General features: G+C 56.1%; 16 protein-coding genes. 2 read left to right on the top strand and 14 right to left on the bottom strand.

Translation table 11 applies throughout. The features are described 5' to 3' along the window. Positions 1-4: 4 nt before the first annotated feature. Positions 5-1,297 (top strand): glycoside hydrolase family 10 protein, encoded by a 1,293-nt coding sequence (locus ABR39_RS20490; RefSeq protein ID WP_047348458.1) that lies wholly within the window; start codon positions 5-7, stop codon positions 1,295-1,297. A 40-nt stretch (positions 1,298-1,337) separates the two neighbouring features. Here the strand turns inward: ABR39_RS20490 and dsbG are convergent, their stop codons facing one another. The 6 genes from dsbG to ABR39_RS20460 form a co-directional block, all read right to left on the bottom strand. Then, positions 1,338-2,096: a thiol:disulfide interchange protein DsbG gene (dsbG, locus tag ABR39_RS20485; protein WP_047348457.1), complete on the bottom strand. Its 759-nt coding sequence runs from the start codon at positions 2,094-2,096 to the stop codon at positions 1,338-1,340. A 41-nt stretch (positions 2,097-2,137) separates the two neighbouring features. Further along, entirely contained in the window at positions 2,138-2,749 is a 612-nt protein-coding gene (locus ABR39_RS20480) for a DsbA family protein (RefSeq protein ID WP_047348456.1), read from the bottom strand. 7 nt (positions 2,750-2,756) lie between these two features. After that, complete coding sequence (locus ABR39_RS20475) at positions 2,757-4,781, bottom strand: protein-disulfide reductase DsbD family protein (RefSeq protein ID WP_047348455.1); 2,025 nt, start codon at positions 4,779-4,781, stop codon at positions 2,757-2,759. A 48-nt stretch (positions 4,782-4,829) separates the two neighbouring features. Continuing rightward, complete coding sequence (locus ABR39_RS20470; protein WP_047348454.1) at positions 4,830-5,201, bottom strand: hypothetical protein; 372 nt, start codon at positions 5,199-5,201, stop codon at positions 4,830-4,832. A gap of 87 nt (positions 5,202-5,288) precedes the next feature. Next, positions 5,289-5,849: an RNA polymerase sigma factor gene (locus ABR39_RS20465; protein ID WP_082132675.1), complete on the bottom strand. Its 561-nt coding sequence runs from the start codon at positions 5,847-5,849 to the stop codon at positions 5,289-5,291. A gap of 5 nt (positions 5,850-5,854) precedes the next feature. After that, positions 5,855-6,274, bottom strand: coding sequence for a hypothetical protein (locus ABR39_RS20460; RefSeq protein ID WP_047348452.1), 420 nt, complete (start codon positions 6,272-6,274; stop codon positions 5,855-5,857). Positions 6,275-7,104: 830 nt separating this feature from the next. Here ABR39_RS20460 and ABR39_RS26290 point away from each other — a divergent pair. Continuing rightward, positions 7,105-9,555 carry a P-loop NTPase fold protein gene (locus ABR39_RS26290; RefSeq protein ID WP_047348451.1) on the top strand — a complete coding sequence of 817 codons (2,451 nt, stop codon included), beginning with the start codon at positions 7,105-7,107 and terminating at the stop codon, positions 9,553-9,555. A 166-nt stretch (positions 9,556-9,721) separates the two neighbouring features. Here the strand turns inward: ABR39_RS26290 and ABR39_RS20450 are convergent, their stop codons facing one another. The 8 genes from ABR39_RS20450 to ABR39_RS20415 form a co-directional block, all read right to left on the bottom strand. Continuing rightward, positions 9,722-11,272 carry a methyl-accepting chemotaxis protein gene (locus tag ABR39_RS20450; protein WP_047348450.1) on the bottom strand — a complete coding sequence of 517 codons (1,551 nt, stop codon included), beginning with the start codon at positions 11,270-11,272 and terminating at the stop codon, positions 9,722-9,724. A gap of 89 nt (positions 11,273-11,361) precedes the next feature. After that, the gene (locus ABR39_RS20445) at positions 11,362-12,378 is read right to left on the bottom strand and encodes a LacI family DNA-binding transcriptional regulator (protein ID WP_047348449.1); all 1,017 of its coding nucleotides are present in this window, start codon (positions 12,376-12,378) and stop codon (positions 11,362-11,364) included. A gap of 28 nt (positions 12,379-12,406) precedes the next feature. Beyond that, a complete protein-coding gene (locus tag ABR39_RS20440) occupies positions 12,407-13,813 on the bottom strand; it encodes a sucrose-6-phosphate hydrolase (protein ID WP_047348448.1) in 1,407 nt (468 codons plus the stop codon). Continuing rightward, entirely contained in the window at positions 13,813-15,183 is a 1,371-nt protein-coding gene (locus tag ABR39_RS20435) for a sucrose-specific PTS transporter subunit IIBC (RefSeq protein ID WP_047348447.1), read from the bottom strand. Before ABR39_RS20435 ends, ABR39_RS20440 begins: the two co-directional genes overlap by 1 nt. Positions 15,184-15,251: 68 nt before the next feature. Continuing rightward, positions 15,252-16,769 (bottom strand): carbohydrate porin, encoded by a 1,518-nt coding sequence (locus ABR39_RS20430; RefSeq protein WP_047348446.1) that lies wholly within the window; start codon positions 16,767-16,769, stop codon positions 15,252-15,254. 173 nt (positions 16,770-16,942) lie between these two features. After that, entirely contained in the window at positions 16,943-17,833 is an 891-nt protein-coding gene (locus ABR39_RS20425) for an aminoimidazole riboside kinase (protein ID WP_047348445.1), read from the bottom strand. An 89-nt stretch (positions 17,834-17,922) separates the two neighbouring features. Beyond that, complete coding sequence (locus ABR39_RS20420; RefSeq protein ID WP_047348444.1) at positions 17,923-19,134, bottom strand: diguanylate phosphodiesterase; 1,212 nt, start codon at positions 19,132-19,134, stop codon at positions 17,923-17,925. A gap of 95 nt (positions 19,135-19,229) precedes the next feature. After that, on the bottom strand, positions 19,230-20,711 hold the full coding sequence (locus ABR39_RS20415; protein ID WP_047348443.1) for an alpha/beta hydrolase: 1,482 nt from the start codon (positions 20,709-20,711) through the stop codon (positions 19,230-19,232). Positions 20,712-20,734: the final 23 nt, after the last annotated feature.

The following is a 20,734-nucleotide window of genomic DNA, read 5'->3' as shown; positions in this document are numbered from 1 at the left end:
GCAAATGACGCGACACGTAAAACGGATTGGTGCGCTGGCTGGCTGCGCGCTTTTACTTGTGAGCTGCTCCTCAAAACCGCCAAAGTCACTGGTTACCCCTCTTCCCACCGTGAGCAAACCGACGCAGCAGGCAAACGAGCCGATGCGCGGGATCTGGCTGGCAACGGTCAGTCGTCTCGACTGGCCGCCGGTGGCCTCGGTGAACGGCCGCAGCGCTGACCAGCGCATCGCGATGCAAAAGCAGGCGCTGACCAGCAAGCTCGACAACCTGAAGCACCTCGGCATTAACACGGTATTTTTCCAGGTGAAGCCGGACAGCACGGCGCTCTGGTCGTCAAAGATTTTACCGTGGTCGGATATGCTGACGGGCAACATCGGCGAGTATCCGGGATACGACCCGCTGCAGTTTATGCTCGATGAAGCGCACAAGCGCGGTATGAAGGTGCATGCCTGGTTCAACCCGTACCGCGTGTCGACCAACACCAAGCCGTCAACCATTGCCGCCCTGAACCGGACGTCATACCAGACCCCGTCCAGCGTCTATGTCCAGCACCCGGAGTGGGTGCGCGTCTCGGGCGACCGCTTTGTGCTCGACCCGGGCATTCCGGAAGTTCGCGACTGGATAACCCGGGTGGTGACCGAGGTAGTGGCGAACTACCCGATAGACGGCGTGCAGTTTGACGATTACTTCTATACCGAAACGCCCGGTTCAGCGCTCAATGACGCGCAGACCTGGCGGCAGTACGGCCAGGGATTTGCCTCAAAAGCCGACTGGCGCAGACACAACACGCAGCAGCTGATCGTCCAGGTTTCCCGGGCGATTAAACAGACAAAGCCCGACGTGGAGTTCGGCGTCAGCCCGGCGGGCGTGTGGCGTAACCGTTCGTTTGACCCGGCAGGCTCCGACACCCGCGGCGCCGCGGCCTATGATGAATCCTACGCCGACACGCGTCAGTGGGTGCAGCAGGGCCTGCTGGACTACATCGCTCCGCAGATTTACTGGCCCTTCTCGCGGGATGCCGCGCGCTACGACGTGCTGACCAAATGGTGGGCCGACGTGGTGAAGCCGACCCACACTCGCCTGTATATCGGCATTGCGTTCTACAAGGTGGGTGAGCCTTCGAAAAATGAGCCAGACTGGACGGTCCAGGGCGGCGTGCCTGAGTTGAAAAAACAGCTCGACCTCAACGATTCGCTGCCCAACGTCAACGGCACCATCCTGTTCCGGGAAGATTACCTGAACCAGCCGCAGACGCAGCAGGCGGTAAACTACCTGAAAGGACGCTGGGGCAGCTAGGTGAACGTCAGGCAGAAACGCCCCGTTTCTGCCTGTTTTTTTAAGGTTTCGCCCCGAACATCGCCTCAAGCTGCTGCGCATCCGGCATACCGACCACCTGCTGCAGCTCATTTTCCGCATTCATGTAATAAATGGCCGGCGTGGCGTTAGCGCCCAGGCTGTCCATCAGCGCCTGGTGCTTCTGCAGTATCGCTACCGTTTCGCGGGAAGCCTCGCCCTCTGGCTTCGGTAACTTTTTCCCGCCGGAAAGCTCGTATTCGCGCCAGGCCGCAACCGGATCCTTCGCATTCAGGATCGCGGCGGCGTTACGTCCGCTGTTGGGGTTGAGGAACGCCACCAGCAGCGTGTTGAGCTGAACCTTACCGGCCTTCACCCACGGCTGCGCCTCGGACCAGAACTGCTTACAGTACGGGCAGAACGGATCGGCGAAGACAAACACTTTACGCGGAGCGTTATCAGCCCCTTCCTTCAGGGGATGCGCCGCGTTGAGCGTCTTCCACATTTCGCGCCCCATCGGGGCGTAGATCTCTTTCTGGAAAATTCCTTCGCTGAGGTTTTTCCCCTTATCATCGTACAGATAGCCTGAGATGACGTGCTTGCCGTCCGGCGTTAAAAACAGCGTGACGCCCATGTCCTGATACTGCCCCAGCCAGGCTGGTGCACCGCCCGGCGCATCCAGCTTCTTGATGATTTTAATGTTCTGCTGCTCGCTGAAGTGCTTCACCACATCCGGTATGGCTTCAGCGGCCTGTACCAGCCCTGACGTCGCCAGCGCCGAAAGTAACAGTAATTTTTTCATTTCCCTCTCCGGTTTGTCGGGGGCATTACGCCCCCTTCAGGTTAGCGGTTTTTCAGTGCATCGCTGACCATTTCATCGAACTGCTCAAAAGGCACCCAGCCGGGAAGCAATCCCTCGCCGATAAGCGTGGCGGGCGTTCCCTGGATCCCCATTTTTTCCGCGACGATCATACTGCGCCTGATCGTCAGCAGGCTCTCGTCATCCGGCGCGGTGACGCTCACGCCCGCCCGCTTCTGCGCCTCCTGAATGCTGGCGTCATCGTGGTAGCCCTTCTTCGCCATCAGGGTGTGGTTCAGCTTCATAAACTGCCCGGGCTCCTGACGCCAAAGCGTTAACGCGTCTCGCGCCGCGGTCAGCGAACTTTCCGAGCGGAAAGGTAAAAACTTAAAGACCACCGCCACGTCCGGGTGTTTTTCGACAATCTTCTCCAGGTACGGATCGAATTTTTTACAGTACGGACAGTTGTAGTCGGTGAACACCACCAGGGTCAGCCTGGGATTTTTCGCGCCGATGCGCGGGGAGTTTGGATCGTTAAACAGAAAATCATACACCATCTTCTGCGCACGCTGCTCCTGGTCCGGCGTCAGCGGCTGGGCAGCGAACACCTGAACCGGGGCCAGCAGGAGCAGAAGCGTAATAAGGAATTTTTTCATAACACGGTTAGCCTTTTGCGTTGTTCAGGGTGGTGACCAGGGTGCGCTTGTCCAGCAGCGGCGAGAGGATTTCGCCATCAGGCAGGCCGGGGCCATAAACCGCGTTAAACGGAATGGCGTAGCGGTTTCGCTTCGCCAGAAAATCCGCAATCATTGCAGAAGGCTGGCTCCAGTCTCCGCGCAGGGCCACCACGTCCGGCTGGCACAGCGCGGCAACGATCTCCGGCTGATTGAGCACCCGGTGCTCGTTCACCTTGCAGGTCACGCACCAGTCGGCAGAGATATCCACGAACACCCGCTTCCCCTGCGCCAGCGCCTCCCCGATGGCTTCTTCGCTGAGCGGCTGCCACGGGATGGCCTGCGCGGTATTTTGCGCCGACGCGTCAGGCGGCGCGTTAAGCAGCCCGCGCACCTGATACCCGCCGAACGCCGACAGCGCGATGACCACGAGCCAGAACAGCGGCGAGGACGCCTGACGCTTCATCACGAACAGCCCCAGCGCGACGGCGACCAGAACCAGCATCACGACCTGCGTGACCGCGTCGCCCAGATGCAGGCTCAGCAGCGATGCCAGCCAGAAGCTGGAGGCCAGCATCATCAGGCCGAGAACGACTTTCAGCGTGTTCATCCAGCGCCCGGGTTTAGGCAGCAGCAGGGCCGTTTTTGGCACTAGGGCGACAAACAGCCACGGCAGGCTCATGCCCAGGCCGAGCATCAGGAAGATGAGCCACAGGGCGTGCAGCGGCGCGCCAAGGGCAAAAGCGACCGCGGTACCGAGGAACGGCGCGGAGCACGGGGTGGCCAGCAGCGTGGCGAACATCCCTTCGCAGAAGCTGCCGCCAATCCCCGTCCCCCCTGCCGCTGCCAGCCGTCCTGCGGCGGCAGAGGGCAGCAGCATCTCAAAGGTTCCAAACAGGTTTAGCGCAAACAGGAAGGTGACGGCGACCATCAGGCCGATAAACCACGGGTTCTGGAACTGAATACCCCACCCCAGCGACGCGCCGGCCAGCTTAAGCGCGGTGACCATCGCGGCCAGCAGCATAAAGGAGGTCACGATCCCGGCGCTGGTGGCCAGAAAGCGCAGCCCGATCGTACGGCTGTCCGAGCCCGCGTGGAGGATGCTGTTTAGCTTCATGCCCATCACCGGCAGTACGCAGGGCATCAGGTTCAGGATCAGCCCGCCCAGCAGCGCAAAGAGCACCATTTTGCCGGTCCCGTCAGGCGCAGAGGGTGCGTCGGGCGTTGCCCCAACGGTGAGTGAGGTTTGCTGCGCCCGGTTGCCGTTGGTCAGCACAAACGACAGCGCTTTGCCCTCCAGTGAGGCGGGCTTATCTCCCCATTCATCGGTAACGGGCACCGTTACCCGAAGCCGGTTGCCGTCGTGGGTAATGACAGGATCGCCGGGCAGAATGTCGCCCTCCAGCGGGTCAAAGTAGATCCCCGGATTCTCCCATTTCCCGTCCGTCGTTCCCGTCACCACCAGGCTGCCGTCAGCGAGCCAGGCGGACAAATCGGCAGCAACGCCCGACGTGCCCGGCACGGCGCGCATCGCTTGCTCGAATTCGCTGCGGAAACCGTCATCCACCGGCTGGGTAAAATCGAGGTGCAGCGGGTAGTCCGTCAGCAGGCAGACGTTACTGCAGGTGGAGAGCGTGAGCGTTCCGTCGAGCACGTCGCCCTTCACCCCGTCGAGGGTAATCGGGATTTGCACCCTATCGTGATAGCCCTGCGTGGTCATCCCGGAGATATCGAAGCGCGACGGGACCGGCCAGGACCAGCTATCCGTTACGCCTTCCGGCCAGCTGATTTTCGGCGCCACGCCGCCCTCGCCCGGCGATCGCCAGTAGGTTTTCCAGCCGGGCTTTAGCTCAACGGTGAGCAGGCCTTTAATGTGCGTTTGTTCCCTCTCCGCCTGAAGGCGGATGCGGGCGTGATCGTTTTTTGGGGAAACCAGCCAGCCCGTGTCCGCCGCATGGGCAATGCCGATGCAGGACAGCCACAGGAAGACGAATCCCCTGAAGAGGTTAACCATGTTTTACTCCGTGAACAGTGAAAAATTATCGTGCGGTGACGATGTTTTTCATTCACGGAAAACGCAGTTTTTCAGGTGTATTCGAGGAGGCGGTGCCTGAACGGGCTGTTCTGCGGGAGCAAATGCCCGCCCTTGAGTAAACAGCTGCAGCAGCGCGAAGAAGATAATAATGGCCGGTAGCGCACCGTCGAAGAACAGCGGCTGCGCGCAAAGCAGCGAGTGTGCGCCCAGCTGACAGGGCGACGGGCCGGACTGTTCAGTACTGCTGGTTTGAGCCGGGGCATCTGCCACCAGAGACGTCTGCGGATCCAGTCCCTGTAAAAAATGGTTGAGATACACCGCCTTCTGCACGAGGCAAATTGCCATCGCGAGACAGGTGACGATCAAAAGCCATTTTCCGAGGAGCTGACGGTTGCGCATAACATTCCAGAGTAACAAGACGCCCCGATCATAAACGATAGTGATGAATCTACAAGTGCCGGAAGTGTAAGGTTTTGTCTGTCGCCGCTATTCGCCCGTTAGCGCGTCATAGACGTCCCGCAGCCGCGTGCGCAGAAACAGTACCGCCTTGTGCTTGCGGGATAACAGCGCCTGTTCGCTGGCGCCGGTCTCCTCTGCCAGCATTTTAATGCTGTAGCCGTGAAGTTCGGTCTTTTCAAACACCTCGCGCTGCGGCGGCGGCAGTTCAGACAGTGCCTGCCCCAACTCTTCCCACAGCAGCGTTTTGAGATACTCCTCTTCCGGCGTGTGCGGTACGCCGAACAGGGTTTCGGCCAGCTCGTCCTCCGGGAAACCCTCCTCGTCATCGCCCGTAAAATAGCCGGAGAGCGAAACCTCGCGCTTTTTACGCGCCCGGTCGGTCATCTCGTTACGCGCCGCGCGGAACAGCCAGGCGGCGACGTTTTCGACCGGCTGTTCCACTTTCATCAGCTGATACGTCACTTCCTGCAAAATGTCGTCGACATCATCGCGGACGGACGTCCGCCCGCGAATGAAGGCTTTCAGCCGGGCGCGGCAGGCATTGAGCGCCGACATCAGCATGGATCCGCCCGCCTCCCCGGCTTTCATTTCGCTCACTCTGCTTCCGGCGTTTTTGGCGTGGCGTCGTCGCGTTTTTCGTCACGATAACCGTGCCAGCCGCAGTGCCCGCGACCGTGGCGACCGAACCCTTCGCGACGCTGCTGAATAAACGCCTCGCGCTGTTCGGGCGTCATGTTCATCCAGCGCTCGTGCATCCGGCGGTGCGCGCCAAACATTCCAGGGCGGAAACCTAACCCACCAAACAGAATGCGGCTCAGCACCAAAATGCCCAGCGCCTGCCAGAATCCAATGGCCTTAACGCCGAGAATGGCCGGGAGCAAGGCGTTCCACAGAGACATCACCAGCAGGCCGAGCACGATGAAAATCACCGCGCCGATGACTAAGCCCTTGCCCATGCGGTGGCGACCAAATCCGCGCCCGTGACCTCTGCCGTGCATTTCAAAATCTCTCATGGTGTTTACCTCGTTTACAGTAACTGAGTATGGCTTGTGATGAGGTAGACGGATGAGGGAGGGAAATATTGCTGGGGTGAATGAAAAATTTCGCGGGATGATAAGAAACTTACATGCCGTACAAATTGTAGAACCTTGCGAACCAGTGCTAAAAGATGGGGCCTTTTCGATGCACTGCACTCCGCAAGACTCATAAGGGGCTGACAAATTTCAAGCTCTGTTTAAGATGTAAAATACGAAAACTTGATGGCATCTAAATCTTATCAGTCAGTGAGGTCGACGCGAAGTATGTTTTATTTAACATAAAGCAGTAAAAACCTCTGAATTTCTTTACACACAGCCTGCACCATTCTAACTCATATGCATCAGGTCTGAAGTTATTGAATCAACGGAGGATATCAAGAAGATGAGTTGGTATTCGCAGGAAACGAACTGATAGCAGTTTCGAAGTGTTTCAAAAAGGTATACAAAAACTTAGGTCTAAGCTGTTTTAAAGTTTAGAACATCGAACACAAGTAATCCTGCAAAAATACCTCCTTCGTACGAAACATCCTCATATGTACACTCAATGCCACACTCCACCCTCACACTCTGACCTCACAACACTACAGTCCACCACGTGAAAACAAATCATGTCATCACATTAGACATAGGGCACTATCCCAGCCTCGCTGCGCACATCGGTATTAACAAGATGCTGCGCCTTGATTTCTTCCAAAATCTCAGGTTCTATAACTAATATGCAAGAAGCACGGTCAGTCCACTTTTTTTCAAAACACAGTGATTTAGTATCGATCGTATGTTCAATGCTGCAGCAGATAAGGAATGTTATGAGCAATGCAATTGAAGATATCATAATGATATCAAGAAGACTTGATCTAGCCGATGCAAATGAAGCTGAAACACGACTCAAGGTCATCGATAAAATTCTTTTTGATGTTCTAAAATGGGAATTAGACGATGTTACTGTTGAGGAAAGAGTAAGCGAAGATGGGACTACTACATATTCAGATTATGTAGTAAGAACGGCAAGTACAGCATTCATCATAGAAGCAAAAAAGATCGGCGTACCTTTCGCTACTCAGCAATATGACAGAAGATTAAAGCTATCAAATAACGCTCTTATTGGTCCGTTCGGTGAGGCTATAGTTCAAGCAAGGGATTACTGCAGAAAGCTAAGCATACAGTTTGCAGTAGTAACCAATGGTGTACAGTGGATAATTTTCCCGGCTAATAGAACTGACCAAATTGCGTTTAACTCTTCATATGCCAGAGTTTTCAACAGCTTACAAAGTGCACTAAGGGATGATTTCACCGAGTTCTATGATCTTCTATCTCGAAAAGCAGTTATAAACTCAAGTTTAGAATTATATCTTTTAGGCAACATTGAAGATCAGATTGAAGAAAGAAGATTAAAAAATGTCATTAGAAAAAATAATACTTATGATGGACGAAACCCTATCTATCCTTTAATTGAACAAGCTATCACAACAGCTTTTTCTGACTCTATTACCGATATTGAACCTTCTCTTTTCGAAAAATGTTATGTCAATTCACCTGATCGCATGAAATTCGACAGAAGAATTAACATGAATATATCTAAAAGCCAGCACCTTTTTAATACTCAGCCAATAAGGCCGATGCAAAAAAGAGATGCAAATGTTTTCAGAGATGCTTTATCTAAAGCACATAAGAACTCCAACCCTCTAGCAATAGTCATTCTTGGAACTGTTGGCGCAGGAAAGACAACTTTTTTACATTATACAAGAAACATTTCTGCAGCAGCTGTATTTGAAAAGAAAACTGGCAGCCCATATCCTCATTGGATAAGAGTTGATTTTCTTGCTCATACAAATGATGAAACTTCAATAGATTTCATCTACAAAACGATGAAAGAATATATTATTGAAGATCCATACTTTTCTGATTTCAAATTATGTGTAGAGCATGCTTATAAAAAAGAAATCGATGCAATTAAAAAAGGACCTGCTTTCTTAATAGTCAACAATAAAGAGGCAATAGACAAAGTAATTACTGATAAATTACAAGAGGATTATAATAAAACAAAACCTTATATTGACAATTTATTTTCCTATGCAACACAGCACGCACCTGTATTTTTAGTTATTGATAATGTCGACCAATTAGATCAGAAAACTCAATCACAAATATTCACTGATTGCGTAGCATTTTCAAAAAGACTGAAAATAAACTTAGTTATTTCATTAAGAAATTCAACATATGTAGAACATCGAAACTCTGCTGCATTTAATGCTTATGATTTTGACCCTATTTTAATTGAACCACCACAGGTTGAGGCAGTTTTATCTAAAAGATTCTTTTTGGCTAAAAATATGGTTCAAGGTCAAAGCGGAGATTTTGAAGCAGAAAATGGCATGAGGGTACATGTAGGTAATAATGCAGATATAATTTCTCTTGTTCAAAGCTCTGTGTTAGGTACAGAAGTTGGAAGTTTACTTGAAGTACTTGCTGCAGGTGATATTCGTAATGCTTTAAGAATGACACGAGAATTTCTTGAACATGGTTACACTAACGTCGGTAAAGCATGGCAAACCTATAAAAGCACAGGAAATTATGTATTACCCCGGCACGAAGCCCTTAGAGCCATACTTCTAGGGAATCAAGCATTATATGCGGAAGATTATTCCCTTGTAGGTAATCCTTTTGATGCTAGAAAAGGCAAAACCAATTTGCAGTTATTAAGATTATTCATACTCTCTGCGCTTGTTCAATATAGCAGTGAGGCTTCATTCCAATACATCGATGGTTCTGAGATGAAAAAACATTTAAGAAGCGTAGGTATTGGTGACGATATATCAATCGCAGTTTTAAAGGATTTGTGTAGGCTTAGATTTGTAAACACAGCTTCACACGATGAAGCTGCTTTTAGTTCCAGCTTCTATCCAACACGACTGGGTGGATATATTACCAGAGACCTCATCTCAAATTTCATGTTCGTAGAATCTGTAATGGTCGACACATTCATCGCAGATGATGCAAGCTGGGAAGAATTAAAAAGGCTTGAAAGGGCTATAGCTAATAGCTCTAGTGATGTTGTGAATCGTATAAAATTAAGAATTGAGAGGGCAACACTTTTCTTTGATTATATGGTTAAGCTGTATTCTCCATTACAAGAAGAAGCAAACAGGCGCGCTCTGCCAAAAGAATGGCGAGTTAATCCACTGACAGCAGTAAGAAGCACGTTTATAGAGAATTTAAATAAGGCATTAGCTTCGGCAGAAAGAAATTACGGGCGTTAAGAAAAAAGCCATGTTTTCGCGTGGTTCACGCGTAATTTAAATGGAGCAAGTCATATAAAAATTATTCATATGAATGCTAGTAGTAAAAAGTAAGCCTTGTCTGACACTTCTTCCTCGTTACCCCTGCCACAAGAAAGGCCCCCCTAAGGGGGCCTTAATCCATCAATCAAGCCTGCACCGGCAAACTAAAACTCGAAATACTCCGTGAAAGCTGCTGCGCCTGCTCTTCCAGCGAGGCCGCTGCCGCGGCGGACTGCTGCACCAGGGCGGCGTTCTGCTGGGTCACGCCATCCATCTCGGTTACCGCCTGCCCGACCTGGCTAATCCCGCGGCTCTGCTCTTCAGAGGCGACGGAGATCTGCTCCATCAGCGTATTCACTTTGTTCACCGATGAAATAATCGAGTCAATCACCTCACCTGAACGGCTCACCAGCTCCGCGCCGTTTTTCACGCTGGAAACCGACTGGGCAATCAGGCTCTCGATGTCCTTGGCCGCCACCGCGCTTTTCTGCGCCAGGGTGCGTACTTCGCTGGCCACGACCGCAAAGCCTCGTCCCTGCGTGCCGGCGCGTGCGGCTTCAACCGCCGCGTTCAGCGCCAGGATGTTGGTCTGGAAGGCGATGCTGTTAATTACGCTGGTAATGTCTTCGATGCGCTTCGAGTTCGCCGCGATGGTATTCATCGTGTCGATGACTTCGCGGGTTACCGCTTCACCGGTGTGGGCATTTTTCACCGCGTCCTGCACCAGTTTCCCGGCCTGATAGACGTTGTCGGTATTGTTCGCCACCGTCGCGCTCAGCTCTTCCATGCTGGCCGCCGTCTGGGTTAATGCGGAAGCCTGCTGCTCGGTGCGTGAAGCCAGGTCGATATTCCCGGAGGCAATCTCCTGGGCCGCGTGCGTCACGGTATGGCTCGCATCGCGCACCTGGGCGATGGTCGCAAGCAGCGCCTGACGCATCTGCTCCATCGAGCTCATCAGATGATCGATTTCGTTATGTGCGCTCCCCTTCACCGGCACCGGAATGTCCAGCTTGCCTGCCGCAATCTGGCTGCAGTGCTCGCGCGCCAGGTTTACCGGCGCAAAGACAAAGCGCTTCATCAGCAGGCTGACGGCGACAATCACCACCACAAACAGACAGGCGATAGCGGCAATAATGACCAGGCCAGAGATGAAGTTACTGCTCGCATCCTCGTTCAGGGTTTTGGCGTATTTCTGGTGGACGGAAAGCACCTGGTCGAGAACAATCTCGTACTGGCGGTCGAGGCGGGACACTTCCGGGATCAGCGCGTTAAATTTGGCGACGTCGTGCGCCGCGGCGGCATCGATCAGCGGCGCCAGCCCCTGATTGCGGTAGTTTTGCCAGGCATCCTGATAGGCACTCACCAGCGGGGCTTCATCCGTCAGACGCGGCGACGCCATAAAGGCCGCAAAGGCGTGGTCCGCTTTGGTCAGCGCCTCTTTTACTGCGGCAAGCTTTGCAGACTCGTCTGCCGAGTTGCCCGCTTCCACCATCTTTACATACTCCATCACCCGCACGCGCAGCGTACGGCTGTGGTTGATGGGGTCAATAATGGACAGCACAACCTGGATCTCTTTGTTCACGTTATCCAGGGAATTATTACTTTTAATGATGAGGCCAACGCTCGTGACGGTGCTGACAACAAAGAAGAAAAGCAGCGAGAACAGGACAATCAGGGACGACTTTTTCAACGACATAAACCAATACCTCAAGGAAAATTATTCCTTATGGTTATCGGCGCTTCCAAAACTTAAATTAATTAAAGTTATTGATGTATCGAACCGGCCTATACCGCTGGCTTATAGCGTCGCTGCAGGGTGGCATCCAGCTTCCGCTGCAGCGGTTCCGGTGTCTCGCCCTCAATCAATTTGCTAATCAAATCAAAGCAGTGCCACGCCAGCTGGCGGTTATCCTGGCGGATGGTATCCACGGGGATCGTCAGCGAATCGTAGAGATAGTGATCGTCAAAACTGGCTAACCTGATGTCGCTTTGCAACAGGTTATGTTGGCCCATATAGCGCAGCACCCCTTCCAGCAGCCCGCAGGCGGCGGCGAACAGCGCTTTCGGCGGACGCCCCAGACGGGCGCAGAGCTCGGCAAACATCTCGTACCCGGAGCTCGGGTGATAGTTGCCGTGAATGATCCACTCCGGGCGCAGCGCTACGCCAGCGTCGCGAAGCCCTTGTTTGAACCCTTCCAGGCGGTCACGCGTTGGGGACAGGCGGGGCTGCCCGCCGAGGAAATAGAACTCATCGGGATGCAGGCGCGCAATGTCGGCCACCAGTGCCGCCGTCGGGGTAATGGAATCGGTGATGACCAGCGGCAGCGCGCTGTCGTTGATGTGGCGGTCGAAAAGGACAACGGGCAGCTGCTCGCTCAGCTTGTGGTAGTCCGCATCGTTAAGCATGCTGGAGGCCACAATCAGCCCGTCTACCTGGCGCGCCACCATGTTGTTCACCACCACCGTCTCCTGCCCCGGGTTTTCATCGCTACAGGAGATCAGCAGCTGAACGCCCGCCTCGCGGCACAGCGTTTCCAGCTCGTGAGAAAAGACGGCAAAACCGTAGTTGGTGATCTCCGGAACCACCAGACCAATAGTGTGGCTGCGGTTATCGCGCAGCGACCGGGCGTGAATGCTGGGCTGATAGTGGTGCTCTTTCGCGATCGCCAGCACGCGCTCGCGCGTCTCTTCCGCCACGCGAAGCTCTTTGCTGCGCCCGTTCAGTACCAGGCTGGCGGTGGCTTTTGACACACCCGCCAGCTCCGCGATGTCTTTAATGGTGACGCGTTTTGTTTTTCTCACAACGACTTAGATCCGGCTGCCAAAACCCTCATTCTATCATGCAGGCGCGCAGCGACCAGTAGCGTAATGTGATGTCGGACGCACCTTCGAATCGCACCCGTGCCGGATGGTCAGGAAAATAGCGGCTGCTCATCACCCCTTCACCGTGATTGATGAATATTTCAACGCTGGAGCGGTCGCACAGGACGCGTAAATGGCGGACGTCGCCCTGCCAGTAGCGGGTCAGCGTTTCACCGGTTTTCAGACTCGCGCGCTCCAGACGCACGCCCTGCTCATCGACCGTGAGACGCAGCGCGCCGGCAAAATCAACGCTCACGCGCGCGGCGCTCAGCTCAAACTCCAGGCGCGTCGCGTCCAGGTGTGGCGCGGCGCTGGCGTGCCCCTGCCAGCTCTGCTCTGCTTCGCGCAGCGCCGCCAGCTCGCGCACCGGGGTCTGCCAGAGCCTGCCGTCACGGTAGCGTAATTCGCGCGGGCAGGTCATCTGGTGCATCCAGCCGTGCGCCCGCGTGGGCTGAAGCATCTCTTCCCCGTCCGGAACGCCCATCCAGCCGATCAGAATGCGGCGGCCGTCTGCCGCCAGCGTCGTTTGCGGGGCGTAAAACTCAAAGCCCGCGTCCAGCTCGTGCAGTTCACCGTGATCGAATGCGGCACTTGTATAGTCAAACGCCCCACTCATCCAGGTGGCCGGATAGGTGTTAAGGTAGCGATGCGGCTCGCGCGCCAGCCCCTGCGGACAGCAGATCAGGACGTGCGTCCCGTCGAGTGCAAACAGGTCCGGACACTCCCACATGTACCCCGCATCCGTCAGGCCGTTGACGCCGTGACCGGCGATTTCCCCGCAGGACGTCCAGGCGTGCAGATCGGCTGACTTAAACAGCAGCACCTTGCCGCGCTTTTGCAGATCCTGCGCGCCGAGCACCATGTACCACATCCCGTCGTGCTGCCAGACCTTCGGGTCGCGCACGTGTCCGGTATAACCTTCCGGCAGCGCCAGCACCGGCCCCAGCTTCGTAAAGGTCCCGTCCGGCTGTTCCACGGCCAGGCACTGCCAGGCGGTGCGGCTGCCGTCATCGAACTTCACGTTGCCGGTATAGCACAGAGTCAGAACGCCCTCGTTATCCACGGCGCTACCGGAGTAGCAGCCGTTGCGGTCATAGTCTTCATCGGGCAGCAGCGCCATCGGCTCATGCTGCCAGTGCACCAGGTCCGCAGAGCTCCAGTGCCCCCAGCACTTAAACCGATGCTCGCAGCCCAGCGGGTTCCACTGATAAAACAGGTGGTAGCGGCCGGCAAACCAGATAAACCCGTTGGGGTCGTTCATCAGCCCCGTCGCCGGCGCGGGGTGCCATTGCGGATAATGGCTGTCCGCGAGCGCCCGCGGCTGGCCTTGCATAACGGCCTGCAGGATCGCAGGCCAGCGGGAAGGTAACGTCATTATTCAGAGTCCGTTTTATATTTCAGCAGCAGTGAGACGGTAAACGCCACGCCGAAGGCAATCACCATGCCGATAATATAGTTGAGCAGCGAGCTGGCCTGCACGATGGCCATGCCCGGAATAGCGGTCAGCCCGACGGCGGTCATGTAGACATGCACCGATACCACCCAGGCCCCGCCCACCGCGCCGCCAATCAGCGCGGCGATAAACGGCTTAACAAAGCGCAGGTTGATACCAAAAATGGCCGCTTCGGTGATGCCCAGCATCGCAGAAAATGCCGACGGCAGCGTAATGGCTTTGATTTTGGCATCTTTGGTTTTGAACCACACCGCCAGGCAGGCGCCGCCCTGCGCCACGTTCGCCATGGCCCAGATAGGCAGCAGGAAGTTAACGCCAATCGACGGATTGCCCAGCAGCCCGGCCTCAATGGCGTGGAAGCTGTGGTGAATACCGGTGATCACAATCACCGAGTAAAGTCCGCCAAACAGCAGTCCCGCGAGCCAGCCCGCGTGGGCGATAAGGGTGCTGAGGATAAAGGAGATACCATCCCCCAGGGCGCGCCCCGCCGGGCCGATAATCAGCAAGGCGATAAACCCGGAGATCACGACGGTGAGGAACGGCGTCAGGATCAGGTCTAAGGCGTCCGGAATCACGCGGCGCAGGTTTTTCTCCACGATGCTCATAAACCAGACGGCCAGCAGCACCGGGAACACCGTGCCCTGATAGCCAATCATCGCCACCTCAAGGCCGAAGAAGTTCATGGTGTGGAAACCCGACGCCACGCCCCAGGCGTTGGTCAGCGCCGGGTGGGTCAGAATGCCGCCCAGCGTCGCGCCGAGATACGGGTTACCGCCAAACTCGCGCGCGGCGGTAAAGCCGATCAGAATTGGCAGAATGATAAACGCCGCGGAGCTGCACATGTCCAGCATGATGTAGATAGCGTTATCCGCATTGACCCAGCCGTAGGTTTTCACCATGCCGAGCAGGCCCATCAGCAGACCGGACGCCACAATCGCGGGAATGATCGGCACAAAGATGTTGGAGAGCAGACGGGCAATGCGCTGGAACGGGTTCAGCTTGCGCGCCGCCAGGTCCGCGGCCTCAGATTTACTGGACTCGCTAATCCCCGCCGCCTGAATAAACGCGGCATAAACCTTATTGACCACGCCCGTACCAAAAATCACCTGCATCTGCCCGGCGTTGCGGAAACAGCCTTTTACGCCGTCAATCTTGCCGATAGCCTGCTGGTCGGCCAGCGCGTCATCGACCAGCACCAGACGCAGACGCGTCGCGCAGTGCGCCGCGCTGGCGATGTTCTCTTTGCCACCGAGCAGCGGAATAAGCGCGCGGGCGATATTATCAAAATCCATAGTTACCTCTGCCTGACTTCATTTTTTATGATGTTTAAACCGCTCCCGCCGGGCGGGAGCGGGATGGGTTAAAACCAGGTTTCCATCTGGATCCCAAAGTTCCATTCCCCGCCGGCGTTGAAGCCGCTGCTGCCAAAGGCATCATCGCTGGCGTAATTATCCAGTTTGCTGCTCCAGTCCATCCAGGTGGCAAAGAGGCGCAGCTCGGGACGGCTAAAGAAGTCGCCGATCTTGCTCGCTTTGAGCGTGGGAGCAAAGGTCAGCTTGTAGAAACTGCCGCTGACGGCGTTCCGGTCCTTATAGCCTTCCGGATTTAAATCCATGTACTGATAGCTACCCTCAAACGCCAGCGCGAAATTCTGGGTGACCTCTTTAATCAGGCGGGTGTTGAGCGTGACCCACTCATAGCTATCGCCCTTGACGTAGCGATCTTTACTGCTTTGCGCCAGGACGGCGGGCGCAACGCTCCAGCCACCGCCAATTGGCGTGACACCGTAACTTGCAAAGCGCCAGGTATCCGCTTCAGACAGCAGCGCGCCGTCGGAGCCGATGCTTTTGACCTCTGCCCCCAGCCCGTGACCATACAGCAGCGCCGTTTTAGCGGACCCTTCCCCCAGGCCGTAGAAGCTCTCATTATGCAGGCCTACCAGCGCATGAACGCCGGTATTGGCGGCATCCGTTTTAATGAGATCGCCGTTGGCGTCTTTGCGGTCGTCGTTATCTTTCGCCCGCAGGCCGCTCACCATCAGCTGGAACGGGCCGGCGAAGTGGTTCATGGTGAGGATATAGTTCTGAACGTTATTGTCGGTCTGCTCCACGCTGCCGAAGTTGCGGCCATAAAGGGAGAAGTTGCTGCGCAGCGAATCGTTCCATTTCACGTCGTAGACGCCGCCGCCGGTACCGGCCAGGAACACCACGTCGGAGTCTAACCAGTGAATGTCAAAGTTGTCGCGGTCAAAGCGCTTACCCGCCCAGAAGGTGCTGCCCTTCAGCGCGCCGGTAAAATCAGGCAGGTTGCCGAGCTCCGCGAAGGCCTGACGAATATTGAGATCGCTGGTGTCGGCTGACCAGTCGTTATAGGTTCTCTGACCGTCGGCCAGCATCGCTTTGAAGCGCGTGGTCGCCCCGTTGTCCAGAGTTTGCTTGTGCTCCAGGTTCAGCTCAACGTAGGTATCAGCTTCGTTACCCAGACGCCCTACTGCGCCACCGGTTTCGCCGGCTGGCGTCAGGTAAGGACCGCTTTTGCTGCTGGAGGCCGCGTCATTCATCAGCAGGCCAGAGCGGGCGTAGCCGTGGAACTCAAACCCGCTGCTTTGATCCGCTTTCTTCTCCAGCGCGGTGGTGCGCTGCGCCACCTCCTGGGTTGTCGTTTGCGCCTGCTGCTGAGCGGCAACCAGCTGCTGCGTTTTTTGTTCAGCCGCCGTGGCGCGCTTCTCAGCCACCTGCGCACGCGTTTCTGCGTCCTGCAGGCGCTGCTCCATCGCGGCAAGACGCGCTTCAATAGTGGACATATCCGTCTGGGCAAAAACAGAGGTACTACCGGCCAGCATGCCTATCATCATGGCAAGTCTGCGTTTTTTATACATTTTGTCGCATCCCTAAAAGAAGTCATTAAACGTGCTAAATTGCTAAACCGGTTTAGGTTGCTGATACTAAACCGGTGATTTTTGGATCGGCAATCTTTTTTGCTAAACCGATTTAGTAAGTGTGATCGAGGCGACAATTCAGGCCGCCGGATGGCGGCCAGTGAAGGGAGGAATTACAGATCGTGCTGCCAGGGTAATGCGGTCATTGCCCCTTTGGCGGTAGTGGCTAACGCGCCACAGCGCTGGGCTAAGGCGATAACCGGCGTTAAATCCTGACCAGCGGCCAGGCCGTAGAGCAGGCCCGCCACGAAGGCATCTCCCGCGCCGGTCGTATCGACGCACTGAACGGGGGTTGCCGGATAGTGTTTTACGGTGCCCTCATGCCAGGCGATAACGCCCTCCTTGCCCTGGGTGACCAGCACCAGACGCGCCGGGCAGCGCTGCATCAGCGCCTCCAGGCCGGCGGTCACCTGCTCATTTTCGGTTAAAAACGCCAGCTCTTCGACGGAGAGTTTCACCACGTCGGCGCTTTGCAGGGCCTGCTCCAGGCTGTGGCGCAGCGCGTTCTCGTCCGGCCAGAGATCCGGGCGAATGTTGGGGTCGAAGCTGACGTAGCCGCCCGCCTTCCGAATGGCCTCCATCGCCTGAAATGTCGCCAAGCGGCTCGGCTCAGCGCTTAACGCGATGGAACAGACGTGCAGCCACTCCCCGGCGCTGAACGACGGCAGGTCGTCGGGTTCCAGAAACAGATCGGCGCTCGGGCGCACCATGAACGTAAACGAGCGCTCGCCGTGGTCGTCGAGATCGACCACCACCGTCGAGGTGCGGTGCGCCGGGTCAAGGCGCATCTGCTGCACGTCGACCTGTTCATCCGCTAACGTCTTATACATAAAACGTCCGAAGGGATCGTCGCCAACCCTGCCGATAAAAGCGCTCTGGCCGCCCAGCCGGGCAATACCCACAGCAACGTTTGCCGGTGCCCCACCGGGACACTGCAGCAATCTGCCTTCTCCATCGGGCAGCAGATCCACCACCGCATCGCCCAGTACCCAGATTTTCTTCATGTTATCCTCGCAGCTAAACCATGTTAAACCGTTTTAGCTATTTAAGCACAGGCAGGGCAAAGGGGAAATAACGGGGAAGGAAAAATGACTTAGCGCACCAGATGCGGCCAGTAAATATCACCGACGCCGTCAAGCTGCGGGCGGGCGAACAGAAAGCCCTGGAAGCGGCGGATACCGGCAGATTCCAGCCAGCACCACTCCTCTATTTTCTCAATGCCTTCGGCCACCAGGGTAATTTCGAGGTCGGAGCAACAGCTGATGATGGAGCGCACAATCGCCTGCTTCACGCCGCTGAGGTGGATATCGCTGACAATTTCCCGGTCGATTTTAATTTTGTCCGGCTGAAAGCGAGTCAGCAGAGAAAGACCGGCATAGCCGGAACCAAAATCATCGATCGCCAGGCCAACGCCCTCGCCGCGAAGCTGCTTGATGGCGCTATTAAACTGGTTGAAGCCGGAGATCATCTCGTTTTCGGTGACTTCAATCACCACCTGCTCCGGCTGCAGCCCATGTTTTTTTATCTCGCTGACGAGGAACTCCACGGCATTGGGGACGTTCACCAGCGACATGGGCAGCAGGTTGACCGCAATTTTATGGCTGCCAATGCCGAGCTTTTCGGCCAGCGCAAAGGCATACGCTTTCGTCTGGAGGTCGACTTCGTAGATTTTATCCGGGTCGAGGGTGCTGAAGAAATGCTCCGGGCTGCCGCCGTCGTTGCCGCGGATGAGGGCCTCGAGGGAGCTGATCTTCCCTTCCGAGGGCTCGACAATGGGCTGAAGCGCAAACTGACAGGGCTGACCGGCAATCAGGCCCAGGCTCTCGCCAAAGGGTAACGCTTCGGGTGAAAGCGTCCATTTTTCAGGAACGTAGCGTGCTCCTGACGGAGACGGACGCTTACCCATAATAAACGTCTGAATGAATTTGAACACCCGATCGTCGGAGGTCAGATAGCTGTCCAGCTTGCTGTAGTGCAGAACCGACTGCAGCACCTCTTTCGGCGACTGCGTTTGCAGATCGAACAGCAGCATACCGACGTTTTCGAAGCGCCTGCGCGGGCCGTAGTCCCGCAGCAGTTCAACCACCCCACTGTGCCGCTTGTCATCACGGATGGTATGGAACAGGCTGACGACGCTCTCTTCCGATCCTTCAAGGATTTGCAGGATGTCGCTCCCTTTAGAAAGGAGTACACCGGTTATATTCAGCTTTGCGTTGCGGCCCCTGGCGCGCTCCACCAGCTCCCGCAGTTCCGTGGACGGCTGGGATAAATTCAACTGGCTTCGGTAGATCAGAGTAGTCAGCACAAAAATGGGTTCCGATGAGAAAGAGCGGTGCCTTGAAGCTACTATTTAACATACTTAATCAATGCGACCTAACATATTCACGCCACAAGGGAACGTTACTTTTCCCCATCCCCGATCCGACTGTCGATCCTCTCCTGCATATAGCCGTAGAACGGGTTCGAGGTAACCCGCATAAGCGCCTCTTTGCCAACGCTCAGCACGGACGTCTCCCCCCACAGCGCAATCGTCCCGAGACTGATGCCGTAGCGGTTTTTCACGCCTGGCTCGCGGCCATAGAGATCGTCATCCGGCGGGAACGGCACGGCAACGTGCGACAGCGAATAGACATCCTGCGGCCAGGACTGCGCAAGCGGCACGACCGTTTCGCGAGTGCTGCCTGCCGGCGTTGTTTTCGCGACCGCCGAGAAACTGCGTTCGTCCGCATTGGTGACAACCGTGACACTGTAACGCCTCTGCGCCACCGGCAGCAGCGCCGAGGTTGCCGTCCATGACGACGGCTTGAACAGCGGGCGGAAGCTCGCCGCCTGGTTGATGTCAAACACCACCAGCTCGCTGCCGTTTGCCGGAAGCTGGTCAAACAGACCGGTCACCACCGCGCGGGTGCTGACCGTGGAATCCATCACCGACTGGAACGCCAGCACCGGCGGAAGCTGCCCCAGCCGCTGCTCTCGCGCCGCGCGGCCAATCTGCTCCTGCAGGGCTTTCGTCAGCAGCCAAGACTGGCGGGCGGCGTTCACCGGGAAAGAATTGTATTTATACGGGTTATATTCCGGCGCGATATTCAGCCACGCCGCTTTGGCAAATGCCGGCAGCAGCGCTGGTAGTCCGGCGAAACCGGCGAACCGCGCAAAGGCCGTCACGCCGATCATCGGGGAGAGCAGGATGACCTGCTGCGGTTTACGCAGCGCAGGCGCGTCCAGCGCATCGAGAGCATATTTCATCGCCAGCGCGCCGCCGTTGGAGTAGCCCACCAGATGCAGCGGCACATTCTCCCCCGCCAGACGCGTGGCTTCCCGCACGGCAAGGCGCGTTGCCGCCTGCCACATCTCCCAGTCAACGCCGGTCAGCGCGCCGGGCGCGGTGCCGTGTCCGGGCAGGCGCGGGACGACGGCCACAAAGCCGTGCTGTTGGTAGTTCAGGGCAAGACGCCTGACGCTGTAAGGCGAGTCCGTCAAACCGTGCAGCAGCACTACCGCGCCGCGCGGCTTTCCGGCAGGCATCAGCACAAATGAGCGGTTGGCATCGGGTGAAAACTGGCCGGGCCACACCAGGCTCTGGCGATAATAGCGGTTTAGCGGCGTGCGTTCTTCACGCTCAGTTTTCGCCGTCACCGCCTTATCCAGATCGGCAAAAATGGCGTTTTCCCGGGCGATATACCCGGCAAAATCGGCTTTGTCCAGCTCGCGCACGGACATCTCATCGGCCCGCCAGGTATGCCACAGGTGCAGTTCCGGCCCCTGCTGCGAGAGATAGACCCGCACCGCCAGCAGGACGATCAGCACGATCCCCACGACTATCGCCATTTTCTTTGCAAGCGCCATCAGGCGCACGCTGACTCGCCAGGGCAAATTCGCCATGCCGGGATCCTTTTTATATTCAC

Source organism: Enterobacter genomosp. O (assembly GCF_001022965.1).
In the GTDB taxonomy this organism is placed as follows: Bacteria; Pseudomonadota; Gammaproteobacteria; order Enterobacterales; family Enterobacteriaceae; genus Enterobacter; species Enterobacter cloacae_L.
Note: the sequence above shows the minus strand (reverse complement) of the source record. Positions and strands in the feature narration are given on the sequence as shown.